Source organism: Bacillus sp. MRMR6 (assembly GCF_001940785.1).
Lineage (GTDB): Bacteria > Bacillota > Bacilli > Bacillales > Cytobacillaceae > Neobacillus.
This window is the reverse complement of sequence record NZ_MSLS01000038.1, coordinates 1-21,149: the sequence shown is the minus strand read 5'-3', so window position 1 is coordinate 21,149 and position 21,149 is coordinate 1. Positions and strand designations below refer to the sequence as shown.

17 protein-coding genes and 1 riboswitch are annotated in these 21,149 nt (G+C 39.2%); of the genes, 6 read left to right on the top strand and 11 right to left on the bottom strand.

Going from position 1 to position 21,149, the window contains the following annotated elements; all coding sequences use genetic code 11:
• Positions 1–43 precede the first annotated feature (43 nt).
• Positions 44–134, top strand: a riboswitch (cyclic di-GMP riboswitch).
• 47 nt (positions 135–181) lie between these two features.
• Positions 182–352 carry a hypothetical protein gene (locus BTR25_RS27870; protein WP_175596874.1) on the top strand — a complete coding sequence of 57 codons (171 nt, stop codon included), beginning with the start codon at positions 182–184 and terminating at the stop codon, positions 350–352.
• Positions 353–381: 29 nt separating this feature from the next.
• On the opposite strand, the gene BTR25_RS23350 is transcribed toward BTR25_RS27870, so the two are convergent.
• Positions 382–561 carry a hypothetical protein gene (locus BTR25_RS23350; protein WP_075690392.1) on the bottom strand — a complete coding sequence of 60 codons (180 nt, stop codon included), beginning with the start codon at positions 559–561 and terminating at the stop codon, positions 382–384.
• Positions 562–731: 170 nt separating this feature from the next.
• Between BTR25_RS23350 and BTR25_RS23345 the strand changes: the two genes are divergently transcribed.
• The 3 genes from BTR25_RS23345 (at position 732) to BTR25_RS23340 (ending at position 4,019) form a co-directional block, all read left to right on the top strand.
• On the top strand, positions 732–1,412 hold the full coding sequence (locus BTR25_RS23345; RefSeq protein WP_254842784.1) for a copper homeostasis protein CutC: 681 nt from the start codon (positions 732–734) through the stop codon (positions 1,410–1,412).
• A 44-nt stretch (positions 1,413–1,456) separates the two neighbouring features.
• Positions 1,457–1,591: a hypothetical protein gene (locus BTR25_RS28565; RefSeq protein ID WP_303046869.1), complete on the top strand. Its 135-nt coding sequence runs from the start codon at positions 1,457–1,459 to the stop codon at positions 1,589–1,591.
• 358 nt (positions 1,592–1,949) lie between these two features.
• On the top strand, positions 1,950–4,019 hold the full coding sequence (locus tag BTR25_RS23340) for a glycoside hydrolase family 3 protein (RefSeq protein ID WP_075690391.1): 2,070 nt from the start codon (positions 1,950–1,952) through the stop codon (positions 4,017–4,019).
• Positions 4,020–4,155: 136 nt separating this feature from the next.
• On the opposite strand, the gene BTR25_RS23335 is transcribed toward BTR25_RS23340, so the two are convergent.
• From BTR25_RS23335 to BTR25_RS23300, 8 genes are all read right to left on the bottom strand, one after another.
• Positions 4,156–5,994, bottom strand: a complete 1,839-nt coding sequence (locus BTR25_RS23335) for a bifunctional diguanylate cyclase/phosphohydrolase (protein WP_075690390.1) — start codon at positions 5,992–5,994, stop codon at positions 4,156–4,158.
• Positions 5,995–6,170: 176 nt separating this feature from the next.
• Complete coding sequence (locus BTR25_RS23330) at positions 6,171–6,758, bottom strand: DUF5317 domain-containing protein (protein ID WP_075690389.1); 588 nt, start codon at positions 6,756–6,758, stop codon at positions 6,171–6,173.
• 252 nt (positions 6,759–7,010) lie between these two features.
• The gene (locus BTR25_RS23325; protein ID WP_075690388.1) at positions 7,011–9,194 is read right to left on the bottom strand and encodes a GAP1-N2 domain-containing protein; all 2,184 of its coding nucleotides are present in this window, start codon (positions 9,192–9,194) and stop codon (positions 7,011–7,013) included.
• Complete coding sequence (locus BTR25_RS23320; protein WP_175596873.1) at positions 9,191–10,459, bottom strand: TRAFAC clade GTPase domain-containing protein; 1,269 nt, start codon at positions 10,457–10,459, stop codon at positions 9,191–9,193. The genes BTR25_RS23325 and BTR25_RS23320 overlap by 4 nt, the downstream gene beginning before the upstream one ends.
• 15 nt (positions 10,460–10,474) lie before the next feature.
• On the bottom strand, positions 10,475–11,113 hold the full coding sequence (locus tag BTR25_RS23315; RefSeq protein ID WP_083652528.1) for a hypothetical protein: 639 nt from the start codon (positions 11,111–11,113) through the stop codon (positions 10,475–10,477).
• A 66-nt stretch (positions 11,114–11,179) separates the two neighbouring features.
• Positions 11,180–13,522, bottom strand: coding sequence for an FtsZ/tubulin family protein (locus tag BTR25_RS23310; protein WP_075690387.1), 2,343 nt, complete (start codon positions 13,520–13,522; stop codon positions 11,180–11,182).
• A gap of 110 nt (positions 13,523–13,632) precedes the next feature.
• Positions 13,633–17,025 carry a tubulin-like doman-containing protein gene (locus BTR25_RS23305; RefSeq protein ID WP_075690386.1) on the bottom strand — a complete coding sequence of 1,131 codons (3,393 nt, stop codon included), beginning with the start codon at positions 17,023–17,025 and terminating at the stop codon, positions 13,633–13,635.
• 84 nt (positions 17,026–17,109) lie between these two features.
• Entirely contained in the window at positions 17,110–18,864 is a 1,755-nt protein-coding gene (locus BTR25_RS23300; protein ID WP_075690385.1) for a vWA domain-containing protein, read from the bottom strand.
• A gap of 109 nt (positions 18,865–18,973) precedes the next feature.
• Between BTR25_RS23300 and BTR25_RS27865 the strand changes: the two genes are divergently transcribed.
• Entirely contained in the window at positions 18,974–19,123 is a 150-nt protein-coding gene (locus BTR25_RS27865; protein WP_175596872.1) for a hypothetical protein, read from the top strand.
• 127 nt (positions 19,124–19,250) lie between these two features.
• A complete protein-coding gene (locus BTR25_RS23295) occupies positions 19,251–20,081 on the top strand; it encodes a hypothetical protein (protein ID WP_139311318.1) in 831 nt (276 codons plus the stop codon).
• A gap of 35 nt (positions 20,082–20,116) precedes the next feature.
• Here BTR25_RS23295 and BTR25_RS23290 read toward each other — a convergent pair whose 3' ends face one another.
• Both BTR25_RS23290 and BTR25_RS23285 read right to left on the bottom strand, forming a co-directional pair.
• Entirely contained in the window at positions 20,117–20,416 is a 300-nt protein-coding gene (locus BTR25_RS23290; protein ID WP_075690383.1) for a DUF4359 domain-containing protein, read from the bottom strand.
• Positions 20,417–20,761: 345 nt separating this feature from the next.
• A partial coding sequence (locus tag BTR25_RS23285) for a transposase (protein WP_175596871.1) occupies positions 20,762–21,149 on the bottom strand: 388 nt, incomplete at its 5' end.

Sequence of the window (21,149 nt, the reverse complement as noted above, 5' to 3'; positions counted from 1 at the left end):
TAAATATTACAAACTAACTTATATTTTTAATAAGCACATAAATCGTACGAAACGGCAAAACTATTGAAAAATGGTGACGCAAAACTATAGGGGCTAATGTTAATGTTATAGAACGATGCCAGCCAGTTACCGAACACGACAACTCCGCGATTTATGTAAACCAAATTAGGGAGGGCTCCATGTGTTATTAAAAAGCATGCTTATTAAGGGTAAATATTTTTATCATGTATTTCAACAACGCCATAATGAGTTATTGCAGCAGGACTGTCTTTGTGAAGAACTAAAGACAGAGCTGAAAGTGAAAGCGCTGTACCACAATAGTAAAGCAATAGAATTAGGAACGATGATATAACAAAAAGCCGGGATCTCCGGCTTTTTTCTTTATACTTTCTCAAAATTGAATTTTTGAACAAAATTACAGTGTGAACAGGCTCTGCCAATCAATTCTTTAGATTCCGCATCTTCATAATAGACTTCTTCATTCTCACAAACGGGGCATTCTACCACATGGAAAATTTGACGTTCTCCTAAAATAGCATCTAACAATACTTCAAAGTACATATCTTGCACCCCTATCTACTATTATTCATTTAAAAATATCAAATTGAATCGGAGAGATATGATGAATCTTGTCGGTTCTAAAATAAATTTTTCGACATAACCTGCATTCCCATAGTTAGAAGATAGTTTTTTGATAAAATAAAATTAAACTAGGGTATTAGTGGAGGTAAATGATGCTGATAGAATATATTGCTACGAGTGTAGAGGATGCAATTGTCATTGAAAAATCAGGAGCAGATCGGATAGAGCTTGTCGCAAGTTTAGAGGAGGGGGGCTTGACTCCGAGCTATGAACTGATTGAGAAAGTGGCAGCAAGTGTGAACATCCCAGTTAATGTGATGGTAAGGCCGAACAGTCAATCCTTCGTTTATACAAAAAGCGATCTGGAGATGATGAAGCGCGATATTTCCATCATTGGCTCAATCGGTGTTAATGGAGTAGTACTGGGGATGCTGAATGAAGCAGGAGATGTAGATTTTCGCCAGTTAGATGAACTTTTACAAGAAACAGGTAATCTAAAAGTTTCCTTTCATCGAGCAATTGATTACTCAAGGGACCCGGTCCAAACAGCTAAACAACTAGACACATATAAGGAGATTAACACGATTCTGACCTCTGGGGGACTAGGAGATTGGCCAAACAGAATGGAAATGCTGCTTAAAATGAAGCTAGCTTGTAAAAATACCGAACTACTGATTGGCAGCGGGCTTTCAAAGGAGAATATCCTTGAAGTACATCGGCTTGTCTTCACTGGAAGCTATCATTTTGGAACGGCAGTCAGAATAAATCATAGTGCACTTCAAGGGGTATCTTTAGAAAAAGCAACGGAGATTGTTGATATGTTAAAGTAATAAATGGGCATATTAATTGTAAACCTAATAATCGGAGTGTGTTCATGAAAAAAGAAAATGATCAAACGAGTGAAGGCTTAAATCAACTGTTCGAGATTATTAATGCCAAAGGAGACACGGGTGAGCTGGAGCAGATTGTTGAACATAATGAAGAAGTTAAAAAGCGAGATCAATCCTAATAAAAACAAGGTCTGGATCTGGGTCCAGACCTTGTTTTTTGCTTATTAGGTCTTTGGTACTATAGACGCTGGGACATCTTCCATAATATCATAAAAAATGGAAGCGTTGTCATTTTTAAGAAATACATAACTAGACTCTTTAAACGAACTAGTTAACTGAGGGGGATAGAAAAAATCGTTTCATGGTTTATCCATGTAAAACAAGTCAATAATTTAGAAGGACTAATTCATTTTCCACATTAACGAATTACTACAGCTGTTGAACCACTATCCGTACTAGGACTTCAAGAATATTCACACTACATCCTATCTACCTCACAAAAACAAAAAAAGCATCAACTAAATAGGGAGGCAATATATGCGCACTTTTTTTAGGAGTTTTATGACTTCAATTTTGGTATTGGCATTAATTTTAACAGGAATGCCGGTTTCCAATTCTCTAGCGGCTGCATCAGGTGTAACTGATTTAGTCATTGATTTAAACGTTCCACAGGTCATGAGGGAAGTTAAGGGAAATAAGCTTGATTTAACCCCTCTCCAGGTTTATGACGACGGGCGCTTCATGATAGCTTCGAAGAGTGTTACCTGGAAGTCTTCTAATAAAAATGTAGCTTCTGTTTCGGCAGATGGAGAAGTAACTTTGTCTGGGCACAATGGAAAAACGTTTATATCTGTCAGTGATGGGCGGTTTAGCGATCGGATTTCCATTCAATATAAAGGGAATCAAGGCGAAATACTAGTTGAAAAAGAAAAAGGCAAGCGTTATGACCTAATCGGCCATGCAATCAAGCATATGACGATGGAGGAAAAGGTCGGGCAAATGCTGATGCCAGATTATCGAAATTGGAACGGAAATAATGTTACCGTAATGCTGCCTGAGATAGAAAAGCAGATTAAAGATTTCCATCTTGGAGGCGTTATTTTATTCCTCGAAAATGTTGTCACTACTGAGCAAACCACCAGACTGGTAAATGCCTATCAAGAGGCAGCCGAAAAGTATAACATGCTGGTTTCTATTGACCAGGAAGGTGGAATTGTAACACGTCTTCAGTCAGGGACACATATGCCTGGGAACATGGCACTTGGGGCAACAAGATCTGAAGATGTCGCTGAAAAAGTAGGCCGAGCAATTGGCGAAGAGCTTCACTCTCTTGGAATTAATATGAATCTAGCTCCTGTATTAGATGTGAACAATAATCCAGATAATCCAGTTATCGGTGTTCGCTCATTCGGTGAAGACCCTGAATTGGTTGGTAAAATGGGCAATGCCTATATCAGAGGACTCCAAGATAGCGGGACTGCAGCAACTGCCAAGCATTTTCCAGGACACGGTGATACAGCAACAGATTCACATATCGCTTTGCCTGTTGTCCCACATGATATTGAACGGCTAAAAGCAGTGGAATTATACCCGTTCCAACAGGCAATGAATGCAGGAATTGACGCAGTTATGACAGCACATGTCACTTTCCCTAAGATCGATGATACAACGGCAATATCTAAAAAGACCGGGTCAGTAATCCCTGTACCAGCTACCCTTTCTCACAAGGTACTAACAGGCCTTATGCGAGAAGAAATGGGCTACAACGGACTTATCATTACGGATGCTATGAACATGCTTGCCATTGCAGATCATTTTGGTCAAGTGGATGCGGCAATTCGTACCGTGAAAGCAGGATCTGATATTGTTCTAATGCCGGTTGGTCTTGAAGCAGTAGCAAACGGACTATATAATGCCGTAAATACAGGCGAAATTTCAATTGAGAGAATAGAGCAATCTGTTGAACGAATTTTTACCTTGAAGTTAAATAGAGGCATCATTAAAGCTGAAGTAGAAAAGAGCATTGATGAGAAAGTTTCCAAAGCACTTCAAGTTGTGGGTTCAGTTGAACATAAAGCAGTGGAAAAAGAGGCAGCTGAGAAGTCCATAACTCTTGTGAAAAATGAAGGGGTACTGCCACTTAACGCTGCTGCAGCGGATAAGATTGTTGTTGTTGGATCGAGTGCAACAACGATCGCTGCTGAGCTACAAAAGCATCAAGGAAACGTAACAGTGATTAATACTGCAGCACCGCTTTCTGCTAGCAACTTGGCTGTTGTAAAAACAGCAAAATATATCATTATCGGAACAAATACCTCTACTGTAAGTGCAAGAGCAGTGACCACAAACATAATGCGGTTAGCGAATCAACTAATTACTGAAACGGATATCCCAGTAATTGGAGTAGGCATCAGAAACCCATACGACATAATGTCATACCCGAATGTTGATGCCTATCTGGCCCAATACGGAACAAGACCGGCCAGCTTTGAAGCAGCCGTCAACACCATCTTTGGCGTAAATAACCCAACAGGAAAACTGCCAGTAACGATCTTCAACCAAACTGGTGGAATATTATACGGCTTCGACCATGGGTTAGGCTACTAAGTCTGCCCAAGCACGGTTCCTGTCACCGCCAGTGGAAAAATAGCTGATTTGTTCGTCTCAGGCGGACCGTAGATGCAGCAATAGCACTTATTATAAAAAAGAGCCCTTTTCATGAATCCATGAAAAGGGCTCTTTTTTAGCTGTTTATTGCTTCAAGGAGTTCATCTAGTTCTCCTGTTTCGTCTTGTTGTTTAACCATGCTGATAAATGGTTCGACGAATTGGGGGTCAAACTGTTTACCGGCACACTCGCGAAGTTCGACGATGGCTTCTTTAAATGTCTTGGTCTTTTGATAGGGCCGCTCGGTGGTCATGGCATCGAACGAATCAATCAAACAAAGGATCCGGGCAAGCTTAGGAATGGATTTTCCTTTCAAGCCATATGGATAACCCCTGCCGTCATAGCGTTCATGATGCAGTTCGACTAAGGGGACTAAGTCTTCTAACTTCTTATTTGTTGATATGATTTCTTTCCCCCAGGTAACGTGTTTCTTCATCGTTTCCCACTCATGTGGCTCAAGCTTTCCTTTTTTGTTTAACAAATCCCGAGGGATTTCAATTTTCCCAATATCATGAATAAGAGCACCAAGGATCAGTGTCTTTCTTTCATGGTCGCTTAAATTGAGCGTTCGGGAGAAATCAACCGCATATTGATAGACGCGCTTACTATGTCGATACGTATAAACATCCTTTGAGAGGAAAATCTTTAACTGCTGTTCGGCTTCCTCTATATCTTTTTCAAGTGATAGGGAGCGCTGTACGGAATATTCAGAATGCTGATTATAGACTTGTACTAAATTTTTTCCTTGGTCCTTTGCTGCGTACATCGCTTGGTCAGCTTTATTAAGAAGCTCAGAAATGCTGTAGGTTTCCTTTTCACTCTCTGCTATCCCTGCTGAGAAGGACAAACAGCCGTAAGGGAGGCCTTCCACACCTTTATAGTAAGTGTCATTTGTTTTTTTACGTAATTCATTCATGAACATATAAGCCTTTTGGCGATTTGTATTCGGCATCAGGATAGAGAATTCTTCACCACCATAACGCGAAACCACATAATTTTGTGACTCAGCTTCTTTTTTTAAAAGAGAGCCAAATTCCTGAAGCAGGTGGTCTCCTTGAATGTGGCCGTATAAGTCATTGTATTTTTTGAAATCATCAATATCTAGCAGAACGACACTTAAAGGCTTGTCAGATTCTTTCGCCACTGCAACTTCCTCTTCCAATAGTTCTTTAAAATAGCCGTGGTTATTCAGACCAGTCAAGAAATCCATGTTCGCCTTGTTCAAGGTTTCTTGATATAACTGAAAATGCTGATTAAACGCTACAGACAAGAGAATGGCAATGCATACAAACAGAAAAAGTCCGAAAATAGGATGTCCTTCAAGGATGATTCCAAGCACAATTGAAAGTAATAGCGTACTCAAATAGCTAACAATAAAGGTTTTATCTTTAATAATCCCACTCATTAACTTAATTGAGCTTTCAGTTTGCTGCAGGAAGAAATATAAACTAATTAAAACGGTATTTAAAATAAAATATGCACTTAGTGAAAGGATGTAAGGCAATAAATTATTAGTATTCATCTGGTATAGTATTCCGCCTGTGAGTACAAAAAGGTAATAAGCAGCTATCATCATAATGCTATAGATGGCAAAATTAAATAAATGCTTCCACCAGGCAATCTTCCATTTATAAATAAAATAAATAAGTGAATTAATTAATAAAACTTCTAATGTAAAACCCAAGCCAAATAAGAAAATACTTGCTAAATAGATAGCCGAGTCCATCGAGATAGAATTTCCCTCAGGAGGGATGGGGATTGTATAGTGATTTAGGAGTAAAATGGCTCCAACCAAAGCGAAAGCAACGTGCATTTCTGGTGTGTTTGTAAAATCAATGTGGACTCCAAACATAATCATTCCAAGTATAGTAATCACAAATAAGTAAAGGTTTTCAGGTCGTTTCATTCTCGCCATATTAATCACTCATATCTAAAAAATAGTAGAAGGGAGAAGTGCTTCTAAAAACTAGCTTCTCCCTTTTTAATATTATATAAGTTTCATTCCAGATGTTAAAGCAATAATTACAGAACCAATAATAATTGCATTAAACAAAATTCCAGTTAATTTGATGCCTTCAGGTTTTTGTTGTTTCATCTCGTTTCACCTCCTTTCAAGGAGAGAAGCCGCTTCTTTCCATTAGAGTGTTGAAGCATTAGATGCTGGATAAAGATGAAAACACCAATATTCATGATGATATCACCAATACTAATAATTTGAGTCCTTGGGTATGGATCGGTAATAGGGATAATATCACCAAGAAACCCGAGCCTAGTGGCTTCCGTTAATGCGGCATGTTTAGCATATAGCTGTTCTTTAAGGATATCTAGATATCCAGGTTCCAATATAGAGGCCGCATTCAAGGATACTGGCATCCGCCCACCATTGGCCGCCATTACAATAAAATTCAGGAAAACACCAATTAATATAATGGTAAATCCGGGGTGATCACGGTTGAGAAAAAGGAACAGTAATCCAATTATATAGACTGCTATGAATATATAATTACTAGCTAATGCAAGAATTTCATAGTCGTTTTGATACGTGAAAACAACCAATTGAACAACTAATAATAAAGGGAAAACCCAGCCCCACTTTAACTTAAGCTGTGAGAAGGCACGTAAATTGCCCTTTCGGAAAAAACCCACGAGTAACGAGAAGATAATACCGTCAAATACCATTAAGGTTACCATCCTATGCTAGATTATTTGAGTAAAAACTTAATTGAAAATTCCACCTAGGAAAAAAATTCCTACAATGAATATAATAGAGTTAAAGAATTGTCGAAATCAAGAAGTATTTGTAGAATTTTTTTGAAAAACGAATTTTTTGACGAATTAATGGAAATTATGTGAAATTTTCTCTTTGCTATACAAAAAAAGCATCCAGCTTGGATGCTTTTGTTAAAGCTCTAGTACAACAAGCCCCAGCCTTCATGAGCGATGGCTGCCATACTTTTTTATAAATTTAACAATCCCGCTAGCGGTTTCATTTTGGACGTCCTTGAGAATTTTTTTGAGGCTGTAATTTGGCGTGTTCAGTAACTCTTTACGGACGGCCTTTTTTTTCCAAATAGAGTTAGTGTTATAAATAAGATAATTTTTGAGTGAACGATGATAATCAAAATCTGGACTGCCATTCTTTAAGTTCCAGTTAATAAATGCCAACATTATCTGGTCATCTGCATGTTTACTTAAATAGTTGAAAAGCTGTGAGTAGTGAATTCCGCCTTGGTTATCATCGAACGCGAATAGAATATGCTCAAAGTACTGCTTAGATATATCCTTGGAAAGCACTTTTTTCATAACCTCTCTAAGCTGTTCACGATTCTGATCGATTGACGGCTTCAGATATAAGTCCGCGGGAAAGGTTGGGGTACTGAAAAGGTCATTTAGCACGATCAGAATCAAGTGCTTATTAGAAACCTCCTCCTGAATCACCCTCTTAACATTGAGCTTGCCAGTATTTAACCTGGCGAATGTTCTAAGATCTTGAAGGGTAATCGTATCCAAGTCAATTCGGTCAAGCAAGGCTTTCTCTGAGCAGACCATCATCAAATCTTTAAATTCAGTATGGTGATCGCTGACTTCCAAGTCTATAACCCTTTGAACAGGGATAAAAGGATCAGGTGCATCATGAACAGCCTTTGACGACTTTTTGAGCATAAGCGTCCGAAAGTGTTCATTTTTTACTAGCCCTGGTACAGTCGCCATCAGCTTTTTTAACGCAGCTAAAAGGTCTTCCATTTGTGTAACTGGCCTAAACTTTTCATCCAGATGCCTAGCCAATAGACATTCGTGATCTAGGCTGTTACTGAGAAATTGAAGGACGGAGGGATATAAAACCTTGTCCGCTTCCATGACACTCCATAGTTGATGGAAAAAAGCTTCATCCTCGGTTTGTGAAAGGATTTCATGTATAAAGAAAAGCGTTTCTTCATGAGGCTCCAGTTTGTTGAACTCAAGAACCGCCCTTAAAGAATCTACGATTGTCGCCGATTCTATATCGAATTTCGACTTTGGTGAAAGTTGAATAAACAGCTCAACTAAATCTGTTTTCTGATCTTTATCTGCCTGCAAAAACTTCAGTAAACTGTTAAGGAAGCCTGGTTTATTTTTTTTATAAAAGGACATGTCGCTCTTTGTCAGCGTTTGATACAACGTGGTTAAGTGGTAGTAACTAGCTAGTTCGAGCTTCACTGCTTCCGAGAGGCCCGATAGGATTCTCTCAGCAAACTCAAAAAAATCATCTAGAGTCTCGGAAGCGGAAGCATATTGCCATGCTAGTTCCAAATATTCATGCTGAATCCCAAAAAGGTCAACCCCCGTTATACTGCCCGTCGTGAAATCAAAGATATACTGCTTTTCCATTGCACGGTCATGATCGTTAATCGTACCGGGTTCAAAAAACATAACATGAATATATTTTTTACCCTCAGGTTCACTTGTGAAAGTCAGGGCACCGAGCTTTTTACGGTAAGTGTAGGGGAGATAGCTAACAAGCAAGGCTAAAAGCTTTTTAGCCTGTTTCGAATAATCCTTTAATGGTGTATTCAATGCAATAAAAATCTTTTTCTTTCCAGAAATCGAGTTCATCAAAGCAAATAGCAGCTGTTTAAAAATCGTTTCTGTAATGGCCAGCTCTAAAAGGAGCTCGTCCATCCGTGCGTTGAACCCCATACCATCATGATTAATCTCATCTACCTCAGGAAGAACGGGTCCTAGTTGAATGTCATAACCTGTTTTAAAATCACTTACACCAAGTAACTTAGCAGGACATTTAATAAATTGTTCCTTACCAGACTTCGGAATTACATAGTTATGCATGAAAAAGGTGCTCCGCTGACCGGTAAAATCAGCGGGAACAAACTCGGCCTGGCCGATTATTAACTCTCCTGATTCAGGCTGGATAATCGTTAAGGCTTCGGGATATAGTGTTCTGTCCCTTTCGCCGTGCTTTATAAGTGTTTTAGGAGAATGATAGATACAGATAGGGTGCAAATATTTTTTCACATAGGATTGAGCAAGACCAGTTGATATCGCAATCGTGTCATATCCGTCTGTCGCATGGAAGATCCCGCCTCGTTCTCGAGTATAGATTTGCTGTTGTATTTTCACTGCTCTTGTCTCCCCTCGATAAAGCCAAGCTTGTATAAGAGCCAGATGAATGGTTCATCCACACGAATGGGACTGATTATTCCACTAACCTGCTGGTCAACGGGATTACTGCCAAGCGCTGATACGGAAAAAAAGGAGGTGTCCTTAAAATAAGCATCGAGTGCATTCACAAAGGCGATGTCGACTTTTTCAAGAAACCGCCGGATTTCGCCATTTATATTTTCGTATTCATCAAGATTTAGATAATCCCGGTGGCTAACATTGCGGAAAACATTGCTGTTATGGCGAATATACTCACCATCTTCCGCCTTCAGGGCATGTAACAGGTCGCTCTTTGTCAAGACAACGGCAGTAGGAATGCTGGTTTTATTAGTTTCCTGATGGGCAATAAAATCGCCAAATAAAGAAATAATCACCTCGCGAGGCTCATCTGCTTCACCGACAATTTTTCCTGGATTTTCACCCATTTGAAAAATGAGTTTTTCACGGATGGTACGGATTTGCATGGGGTCAACTAGGAATAAAATCCCTGCAGAGTTCTTAATATGAGAGGCGTGAAGTTTAATATACTCCTTATCCGTCATTCCTTCACCAGCAACATCAAAGAAAACTAATGTCAGTGGAGGTTGCTCTTCATTTTTAAAGACAAATTGAAAAATAAATGGTTCTTGTCTTCTCGTTGTTCGTGTCGATTCTAGAAGACTGCCATTCTCAAACAATGGAATTTCATATTCCTGGCGAAATCTTCTACTGATCGTATTATCGAGCGGAATACAGGCAGCATCAAAATTATTAGCCGTTTTTCTTTGTAAGGTATAAATTAATGAAGTCATGTATACTGACTTCCCAACTGACGTCGCTCCCACGATTGAAACAATATTGCTGGGATGTTTACCAGCTGTAATGGGAAGGTCGTTATGGCATTCAGGGCAAAGACGGTTCTTAGTTACAACGGAATATTTATCAGTGACACCCATAAGCACCTTGTTGGAATAGAGCTTATTTTCGTCAGGGATCATCGAGAGCTCAATGACCGCTTCTAGTTCGTCGATTGGCGAGAGGCCAAATTTTTCACGGTATTGATTCAGTATCTCATCCTCTTGAAGTGCTAAGGTTTCATCGTCATCACGATGATGGGCTGCACGAAAGACAACTGCCTCATGATGAAATTTTGAAAAGCAATAGGGACAAACAATATCGTAAAAGGGCAATCTTTCTACTTTAGGTACCTTTTTCTCAAACATTCTCTTTAATAGACCAAACACAGTATCATCTCCCACCTATAGAGGAATCAGCTCGTACATTTCTGCAGATTTCTTTCCCTCGTTAAAAAAAATACGAATATACTCATTTTTGTCAATTTCGATTTCAGGAAGGCTTGTTTCACCGACTGGAAAATTGCGGACATACGGGAACCAGGTTCCGTCTCCAAGTGAGATGGGTACAGAATCCCTTTTTCTTACATAGCATAATAGCTCTTTATCTAACGGTAATTCTGTTATAATCGCCATTTTAACCATCTTTTTCTTTTGGAAGAGTTTATTTTTATACGTAATCGAAAAATAAACCTTTGCTCTATTTCCGGCAATATATATGAGATTATTTTCATTTTTCTGACTGAAAACACGAAGCTTTCCATCATGCTTTTGGCAGGGGAGTATCTGATAGGCAAATTTCCCGAATGTGTCTAATCTGCCAATATACCCTTGATTTGCTTTATATTCCTCGCGGGTGTAGAGCTTTAGGTCTACCGCTGTAAGCTCAGCCGCCGGACGAAGCCTTCCGCTTTCTGCCTTGTATAGAAAGACAAAGTCAACCTCCTTTGGCCAATACCAAGTTAAATGGATTTCTGAATTACTGATTGTACAAGTTATATCCCTGATTTCATATTCAGGGGAGGGAAGGGGTTCCATAAACATTTATAATCACCTCTTTGCCTAATCCTTTTGAACCTATCATTTGGAAATTTTCAAACGGGCATGTTTCTATCCCCTAACCTTCCATGTTTCTGCATGAAATTCATAGCCATTTTCTAAATATGCCTGATAATAACGTTCAGCTTTTTGGTAGTATAGTAAGTCCTTTAGTTCAAACCCGCCCATTAGTGCAAGTTTTTCAATTCCAGTGCTCTTTTTTTCATGAGCACAGCCTACTTTACAATGGTTTGCTTCATTCTCTTTTTCTAAGGCGTATGTCATGAATTTGCTGTAAAAGTCACCAACAAAGTATTTTTCCTCATGGCGGTGTACTTGAGAATAGTTATAGACTTCAATTTGAACTGCCGAGTTTTCACGCAGACGCTGATATAGCTGCTTAAACAACGCTTCCCTCGAGAGGATGTCATGGTTATCGTATCCCGTTCTTACATTGGCTCTTCCTAATAGCTCATCTTCAAAGCTGCGGTGAAATTCTTCCTGACTAAGCACCTCACGATCACAAATGAGAAGCAATCTTTCCAGCAGTTTATATGGACCTTCCTCGAGCAAATACGACAGATTGCCAAAGTAACGTTCTTCAGAGAAGAAGTTTGCACCGCGTTTTTCCTGCAATCTGGCAGTGACATCATGGATAACGGTCTGATAATATTCAGGGATATTCTTGTCTAAATATTCATCCGAATCATAAAGACTTTCGGCGGCAGCCTGCTTTAAAAGAGACTGCACTTCATCTATTATGTTAATCTTCTTGCATAAGGATTGATGGATTTCCTGAAGCACTAGCTGATATTGCTTTAAAATCTCTAGCTTTACTTTAAGTCTGTTCATTTCGTATTTCGTGCCGTAAACAGATTCAAAAAAGTAATGCAGATAGCTTTTAAGATTTCTTTTATCAGCAAATAGGAGTGATCTCTTAAAGTCACCATCATCCACTTGCTGCTGATATTGCTGCTCGAGTCTAGCTTCGGCTGCTAATAGATCACTTCTTGTGGTCCGAAGCATTTTATTGACTTCTGTTGCTGCGCTTGGCAATACATCAACAGAGGTCCACAAGAAAGCACAATAAATTCCAAAATGTTCATGATTCAGGATTTTTTTACTAACTAGTTTGCGTAACTGATCAGTCATGTTCAAATTCTTAAGCTCAAGCTGCACCGGCTCTTCAAAATTTGTATAGAAAAACAGCTCAGCTCCACTCTCAAATAAATAGTCCTCTGCTTGCTTGACGGTCAATCGTTTAATTTCCTGATAGGAATGGACGGTGCCTATTAGTCCATTCATATCGACAAGCTTTTCTGAAGAGGGAAGGAGAGTACGGATCTGTTTTTCTAAGTGATATTCACTAAGCTCAAACAGCTCAAGGATTTTTTCAACGGGCTGAGTACTCGTTTGTTTTAATCTTTCAATTACTTCTGTAAAGAAAAGACTGGCAGTATTTATTGCAATGGTTTTATTGGGACGCTTTACATTACTGAAACCCGCAGAAGAATAGACTGGTTGTGAACTGTTACCTTTAATGGCCAGTCTAAATGCAGCATGACTATAACTGTCCATTTTTTCATGATAATCGGTTATCATTTTTCGATTTTTTAAGAGATTAAGATGACTTATCAGTTCATAGTTTTGCTCTTTTGCCTCACTTGTGAGCAATCCATTTTCATTTTTGTCGCTTAATAGATAAACCAGATCGAATAGTGGGGAGTGGGAGTGTGTAACGGCAAGCCTTAATGAGTCCTCGGTTAGCTGCAGTTCTTCCTTGAAGAAATATCCATCTTGCTGATACAGATCGAGTTCTTTTAAAAAGCTATTACCGCGTGCGGCTGAAAGGGCAAAGTTTGATTCATCCTGTATCTCAGTCAATAAACCATACAAATCGACTTCAACCGATTTATAGGATTCTTGGAGAATGCTTTTTAGCAGTAAAGTAAACTCTTGAATAAGAATATTCATCGGGTCATCGATCCTTGTGATAACACATAGGTTCAGCTTTTGTAATGACGAATAAACCTTGCCGTATTCGGCTATTTTCGAAGATAGCCTGCGAAAGGTTTGATTAAGTTTAATCAGTCGAGTGTCATCCTGATAAAAACTTTCGTAGATTAGCTTTCTTTGCAGCTTTCGTTCAGTTGTCACTTCTGGCAGCTTGAAGGAGAGAACATTTTCTTGACTCAAGGACTTAGTTTGATAGGCATGAAAGTAAACAACTCCGGAGCTGTTGTGCCATTTTCCCTCATTTATATGAATAATAGATTCTAGGGCATCACAAACATGATCTCCTAGAAATAAAAAGACAACTGGATGATGTACACTGCGCTGCTCTGAATCTTCAAGAGTTATTTCTTCAAGCTGCTTTGTAAAAGCCTCAGCGTAGATTTGTAATAATTCTCTCAAGCTAGTTCCCTCCCCTGTTGAAAAGATATGACCAGACCACACACTTGTCTGCATGTGGTCGTTTCATTTTGTATCCTGGTCGAGCTCCAAGCCAAGCGGCCCCTTCTGTTTTATGATTTCAATTGTCGCAGCATGTTTGTTACCTTCATCATCATTTCTTTATAGAACTCATACAGTTCCTCGCCGTTTGCCAGGTCTTTGTGATCGTAATCTAGGTTTTCCTTTTCTTTTTGATAGCTAGCGGCCATTTCTTCTAAAGCGAAAATCAGCTGCTTAGTTCCTTCTTGTTGGATCAGTTCTTGGCTCCGTTTCTCCGATTTTTGTAGAAGCTGATTAAGCTGTCTTGGCGTAAGGGCTGTAAATGACTTAAATAGTTCATATTCGACGAATTCAGTTGTTTTCATTACATTCACTAACGGCTCCCAAGCATCCTCCTCTACTTCCTTATCGTATACGTACAAAGCACCGCGCTTGCAGATGGTCCTTGTATAAAGTGCTTCAATAAATTGGTTGAGGCTTGTTTCCAGGTTTTTCTGTGTATCAATGAATTGCTGAATGACCTTAATTTCTTCTTGAAGAAGATGATACTTTTTCACTTCCAGCTTGATTTTTTCAATTAGCTTGGGTGAACGGATGAAATTCTCCTTTGCCAGCTCCAGTGTGGTACTGCCGAATATGTCACTCGCATCCTCTGATTCCATTCCGCCAGCCAACATGCTATTAAGTTCTGTCTGCACGCGTTTTATATTCCCTAGAGTTGCTTTCCTTAACTTTTTGGGATTAACTTTATGCTTTTCAAAAAATAACTCTAGTGACAGCGGTCTGGTAAAGAGACAGTGATAACGGGCACTAGTATTCTGTTCGCTGTCTTTTTCGACAATACAGCCAAAGCTCTGTGCTTGGTCAAATAACTCCCGAATTTCACGGTTGTATTTATGCACACGTTCATTACGGTACGTATCTCCCCATGACTGTTCCGGAATAGGGGAAGGGAGGTAAACCCAGTTTTCCTTGTCCGTTTGAACAAGATGTCTGCCGATTCCCTCTTTTTCTAAAATGGTCTTTTCATAAGATTTTTCATAAATGTGTAAAGGAGCATAGGCATACAATGGAACGCCATTTTTAGTATTCAACCAGAAAATTCGATTTTTCAGTTCACTTTCCTTAATCGTGAATCTTGAATGACTTAGCGCATGCTTTTCAAAGTTTTTAATTCCATTAAAAATATTCGGTGCTTTCACTGGAACAGACACAAACCCCCACTCCGGGAAATGAAGCTGGCCGTTACTATTTGCGAGATGGAAGACAGGTAGAGCATCACGGTCCAAACGTGCCGCAATCTCTTGCTCGATAATTTGGTCAATCGGCTTGTCATCACCGTACTTTAAGCGGAGGAAATCTTCCATTGATTTCGTAATCAGTTGTCCGAATTGGTCGGTTAAAAATGTTGAAACTGTGCCAACCACATCCACATCATTGTCATTGATCCAGTAAACGGATTTTTCTAGGAGCATCTCGGACCATTGTCGTACGAGTAGCTCACCGTCTTTGGAGTCAAACATTTGCTGAATTTCACGAGCAACATCTGGGACACTGACTAAATGCCAATAATAGGTGACAGCTGAATCATGTTTGACTTCCTCTCCGTTGACGAGAATATCCGCATTTTTTTGGAAAATTCCTTTCAGCGTTTCAAGGATTTCTTTATAAACTTCATAGATCTTTGTATTCTGGTTATTCAAAAGCTGGAATAAATCTTCATAGAATTCAATCATTTCTTCTATCCGGGCTTTCTCCGCACGGACATCATACTCGTTCAGCTTTGCTTCAATAAAGGCATTCTTTTTACGATCCTTTGTAATAAACGCACTTCTGGCTTCCTCTAGCTTGTTATTGGCGTAGTCCATTTCGGATTGAATCGCCCTTGGCAGCCGTTCTAAACGATCACGAAGTCCGTCAATATATAGCTGAATAGACTTTAATAAACAAAACCCGTCATTAGAGTAGACTAAGCGTGATGCGTAAATCGGCCCTTTATTCGGATGCAAGAATAAACGCTCCATGTGGCGGCGGAATTCTTCTTCGATTTCTCCTGGCAGCTGTCGCTTGCATTTCCGGTATTGCTCCTTGGCTTTCAGTAAAAATTCTCTGTCCAATTCCTCATTAATATTAATAACCGGGTTCCTAATGACATTGTTATAGGAAAATCGGTCGCTGTTTTCAAATCCTGATAATGGTTCTGGTACGCGTTCATTAAAGCGCTGATGGACTGAATCCAGATCAATCCGCAATCTTTCGGCAAACTGCACTATGTCTGCTTGATCAGGATTTGATTCAAACATCCTATTCATTTTTTCAAATAGCTTATGTCCGACATAGGTGGTCATTTCTTCTAACGGAATTTCGGCCATGCTAGCACCGATGATGTTGTATTGATAGTTAACGGCATATGGCTTTGGCATTTGGGCGATGTTGGTGCGGATGTTGCTGATATAGTCGTGAATCGCAAATTCTTCGCCTGATTTTTTATCTTCATTAGCCATGAAGTTAGTAATATTTTCGGCGGTAACGTTCATGCAGTAATCATAGGCATTTTCGAGCCATTTACCTTCGAGATTCTTTCCTGAAATTAAATGACAAAGATTAAACGGCGGCATGGGTGAGTTAACGTTCAGTAAACTGCCATATTTCATTTTGAAACGCTCATTTCGCTCATCAACATTCATCCAGTAATCAAGCTCTTTTAATGCTGCATAGCCATTTTTTTCAATATATTCGACGGTATGGGAGCTAAGTCCGCGCTTTGAAAGGTTAACATCAGGTGTAAATAAATAGCCGAGCATACTAACCTTATCTACACCAGTTGAACCATACTTTCTCTCAATGATTCCCCTCGTAATGTAGGCAATGTCAAGGTAGCAGCCACTGCCGGTACCGCCTGATAAGCCGGTTAAGATAAAAACGTATAGCTTTTTTCCCGTACCTTCTAGGACAGAATCAATTTTTCTTTCTATCGTCTGAACGACTTGATTGATTTTCGTAAAAAGCAGCAGACGGCCAGCCTGACGGACACCGGATGCACCGCCAATGCCGTCTGTAATTAAAAGCTCAGGCGATAACCATTCTTTAATATAGGGTTCAATTGTGCTACGGTTTTGGAGCAGTCCCCCGATTTCCGGATTTGATAACAAAACAAACTCTTTATTCGGATCTAAACCAATGTTTTTATATTTTTTATTACGGTCATATTCATTTGTTTCAAATGCGAGGAATTCGATATTGTTTGGTTTTTCGCGTTTCTTTTTTGATAATGGATCTTGCGGGAGCTTGAAACGACGGTTCACTTGATACTTCAATCTAAGCAGGGCATCAATGCCTGTACCTCCTAAGCCAATAACCAGCATAGGATTGTCAATCGTGGAGACTCGGATTTTTTCAGAAATAATGCCTCCGCCTAAGGAAACATCTAACTGCTGGATATGTTCTCTTACCGATGCTTTCAATTTTATTTTCCCTCCCAAATTGTTCTAATTGGCTAGCTGCAGTCCCCTAGAGGAGCGGAGCATATGAAGGCTCCGTTTTTTGAATTAGCTTATATATTCTATATATATGGACTTGTTGGCCTTTTTCAGTACAATCCTAAGGCGATCGTTACGTTTAATTTGCTGGCCTTTTCTGGCATCAATTGCCCGGCCGCTTCTTTCAATCGTGCAGTCGGAGGCATTTGTCATGAGCAAGGTATCGCCAGCAATCGGCTTAAAAATAATTTGTTCCGTTTCTGAAAATTCAGGTGCAAGCGATAGTAGCTGATGCAGACGCAGCTTTCCTTTAAAGGTTTTGAGTTTTTTATATTGCGGGTTTGAACGCTCACCTGTGTCTTCGTTCTTGATTTCCACTATCATTTGACCAGTGAAGCCGCGTTTAGGACGTTTGACCATCAGATAGATGGTAATGGCAATAAACAGAATCAGAGCACTGGCAGCTATTAACGGCCAAACTGCATTCCTTTCTTCTTGGGTTGTCACCGGTTTGACTTTGGCTGCTGCTGGCATAGTTGCTTTTTCGACAGATAGCTTATGTGGTTCTGTTTCACGAAAAAAGCTATTAGCCTCAGCCTTTGCTACCACTTCATAATTCGATGCTTCACCGATTTGGAATTCGGCGGTAAAACCATTTGCAGTAGTGCTCATCATGAATTCCTCTGTTTTCCCTGTGTCTAAATTTTTCACTAACATCGTTGCTTCCATTGATTCATATAGGTCTATATTTGAAATATGCTGGCCGTTATCTTCAAAGAAGGATGTGATTTTAATGATGTCTTCAGTCTTATAGCTTTCGTTAGAGAGTGACGCCAGTTTAAGCTGCAAATCATAATTAAAAATGAGATTGATATCAATTTTATCCTCGGGGACTCCTTTAACCTTGAGAGTCCAATCGCCTTCTTTAGGGTTGACTAATTTCATCATGGAGTAGGACTTTGATTTTGAAAGTAGAAGCTGATCAGATGGTATGATCTGCTCATTGCCAGAAGGATCGAGTAATTTAACCTCTACGGGCTGATCTGAGATAAGAGAAATGTTAGCTTCGATCACATTTTGATTTGGAACGTGGATGTTTATGTCTTGGAAATCTCCATTGGCGGTAAGTTGTCCAATGGGAACAATCTTTAATTTTAGATGGCTGGCAAATATTTCACTAATGATTACTGGTAAGTCGTCGGCAGTTGAGGTCTCAAAAAACACTCCGTTGGTACCTTCCGCAATATTTTGGAGGACCTTTTTATTGAGTTTTCCGTCAGCATTCAAGCCGATTGTATAAATTGGATAGCCTTTTTCTTTAGCAGCAGCAACTGCCTCGGTAAGGTCGTCATCAGCCTCTTTTGACGTTTTACCTTTTGCTTTATTAAGGTCATTGTTTCCATCCGCTAAGAGGACAATCAGTGGAGAATATACTTCCTCATGGCCCATATCCAATTGCTTCACCGCTTCTTTCACCCCAACGGAAATGTCAGTATTCGGAAATTTTGCGAGGGAATCAATAAAACTCTTAAGGTTACTCTTATCCTGTTCCGACCCAATTTTAACGAGAGCACTTTCTCTAATCACTTCGTCAGCATAGGCGATTACGCCAATCTTATCACCATTTATTGAGGCCATATCGACGAACATTTTCATCGCTTCATTACTGATGAGATAAGGATCGCTTGTCAGCATGGATTTACTGACATCCACCACGAGCATCGCTTCGATTTTAGAGGAATTTGAGGCGTGTACATGTAAGGTATTAATATTACAAAATATGAATAGGATAATTATCAAACTATTAAAGTATTTTTTCATCATTTGTAACCCCCACTAGGCAGTATAGATATAATGACGGTTTTGTCGGAAACGTAATATATTTGAACTAGTATTCAGTTTTTTTCTACTATAGATAGGAAGGGGTGCAGGGATGTATTTAGCCTTATTTATTAGTTTTTTAGTTGTCATCCTGCTCTGGAAATTTACTAAGCTGCTTAAAAATAAAAAGAAAAGCGGAGACTTTGAAAACATCGATGATACCCTTGTTACGATCCTGAATGAAGGTGATCAGATTGGCTAAACAGGCTGCCCGGCTCCCAAAGAAAAAAAAGACTGAATTTAGGTTTCAAAAATTAAAAATGTGTAAGAAATGTCAGCGCTATTCAGTGATTAAGGAAGAAAGTTGTCCTGTATGCGGGAGCACTTATATGGGGGTTGAATCTCTGGCCAGATCTATTCTAAAGAACCGTGTATTTTCTGAAACGATGTTCATTCTCATTTTTGTATGTGCTGGTATTATTTTTTCCCCCACACTTACCATGCGCTATTACTCTCTTATTGCTAGTTTAGTCTTCGCAATTTGCTATCTTGTATTGATGCTTATTTTTATAAAAAGTGAATATTACACCCAGTTAAAACAATTGTTTTTTCATGATTTAAAACGAATTAAGGCAGGAATTCAATCTGACAGTAATCGTGCTAAGACCGATGTTTCGGAGGGACAGGTTGCTGCTGGTTATGATAAGCTCCGTGAAATCTGTGATTTGATTGACAACGATCAGCTGAAAAACTGCAGTGTCAAGGCTTTAAATGAAATTGCCCTCCGCAAGGACATGGAGCTGGAAATAGAGCAGCTTATTCCTTCATCATATGATAAAGATTTTGTGAAATATGCACTTGAGGTGCAAAAAATTAACCGCATGCTTGTTACCAAAAAGGTTATTTCCTATTTTAGTGTGTATCGAGATGGAGTGGTTAGAGATTTTGGGATAGACTCGCTGATTACGGTATTAGATTCTGCACTTAGAATGAAGCTGTATATTCATGAGTTCTCAGAATTTATCCAAGAATATATTGATTATTTTCCAAAGGAAAGGATTCTCAGACTTTGCAGGATCGTAAATGCTCATCCAGAAGAAGATTGGGGCAGCCTAGCGGATACGATGACACGGATGGTTGCGGTAAAGTTTCATTACGATCCAGATTTCATGCCATATATCTATAGTGGAACCTCAAACATGAAAACATATGAGAATTAAAAAAAGACCAAATGGAAGTCATTTGGTCTATTGCTTTATTCTTTTTTTGAAATCGGAATGAATTGATTAAATACTCCGATACAAGTAACCTGTCCCATTCCAATTTCTGTGAAATCTGTCTTGTAGATTGTGAATAGCATGTAATCAGTATGTGTGGTTCCTATATCAAAGACCTTGTTGCCAGCCAATGATAGAATGCCCTTTTCTAGTACATTCGAAGATTGGTCCATCGCTGCATGAGTCATAAATTCAATATACTCAGAGCGCCCGGGGTTTGTTTCCGATAAAATAAATAAAACGACTACCAATAAAATAACTGAAATAATCCGTTTCATTATCTAGGCCTCTTTTTCTGCGAATTTTTAGTAAACTTATCATTAAGTATAATTTGGGTAGGTGTTTTTGTAAATATTGGATAATAAATTTGCTGATTTATTAATGTAATTATGCTACATTCAATCTATTAATATATTAGGCTGTGTTGATTAGATTTTTGCGAAATCTGCTTCGCTTTCCGCGGGCGGTTCGGGGATCCTCCTCGGCGCTTTGCGGAGGGCACTGAAGAACTTCCGTTTTTTATATTTTATAAATAAGGAAAAGACATTATGGATGAAAAAAGACAAAAAAAGCAACTTCCTACCGAAATTCGAAGGAAAGTTGCTTATACCTCTGCCTATTTCCTATTCTTTTTCATTAAGAAGTTTTATTATCCGTTTGAGATTGACAGCGAATATGGTTGTGGCTCCTTGAATTTCCATACCAAAYAAACCCGAGGATTTGGCTGTTTCAAAACCGTGCCCATGCTTGAGTTCACTATTTTTTGCTTCAATTTTATAGCGGTTTTTTGCCAGGGTTTTAAATCTTTCCGTTTCTTGAAATGCTTCCTGGTCTAGATGCTCAGTAGACTTGATTGTTATGGAATAGGACTTGGTTTTGGCACCTTCCTGATAGCACCCTTCGCGGAAAGGGCAGACTTTACATTTATTAATATCAAACAAATACTTGATCCTAGCGTTTTTATCCTGGTTCTTTCTACCATCGTATTTTTTGCGAATCGCCATGTCATGT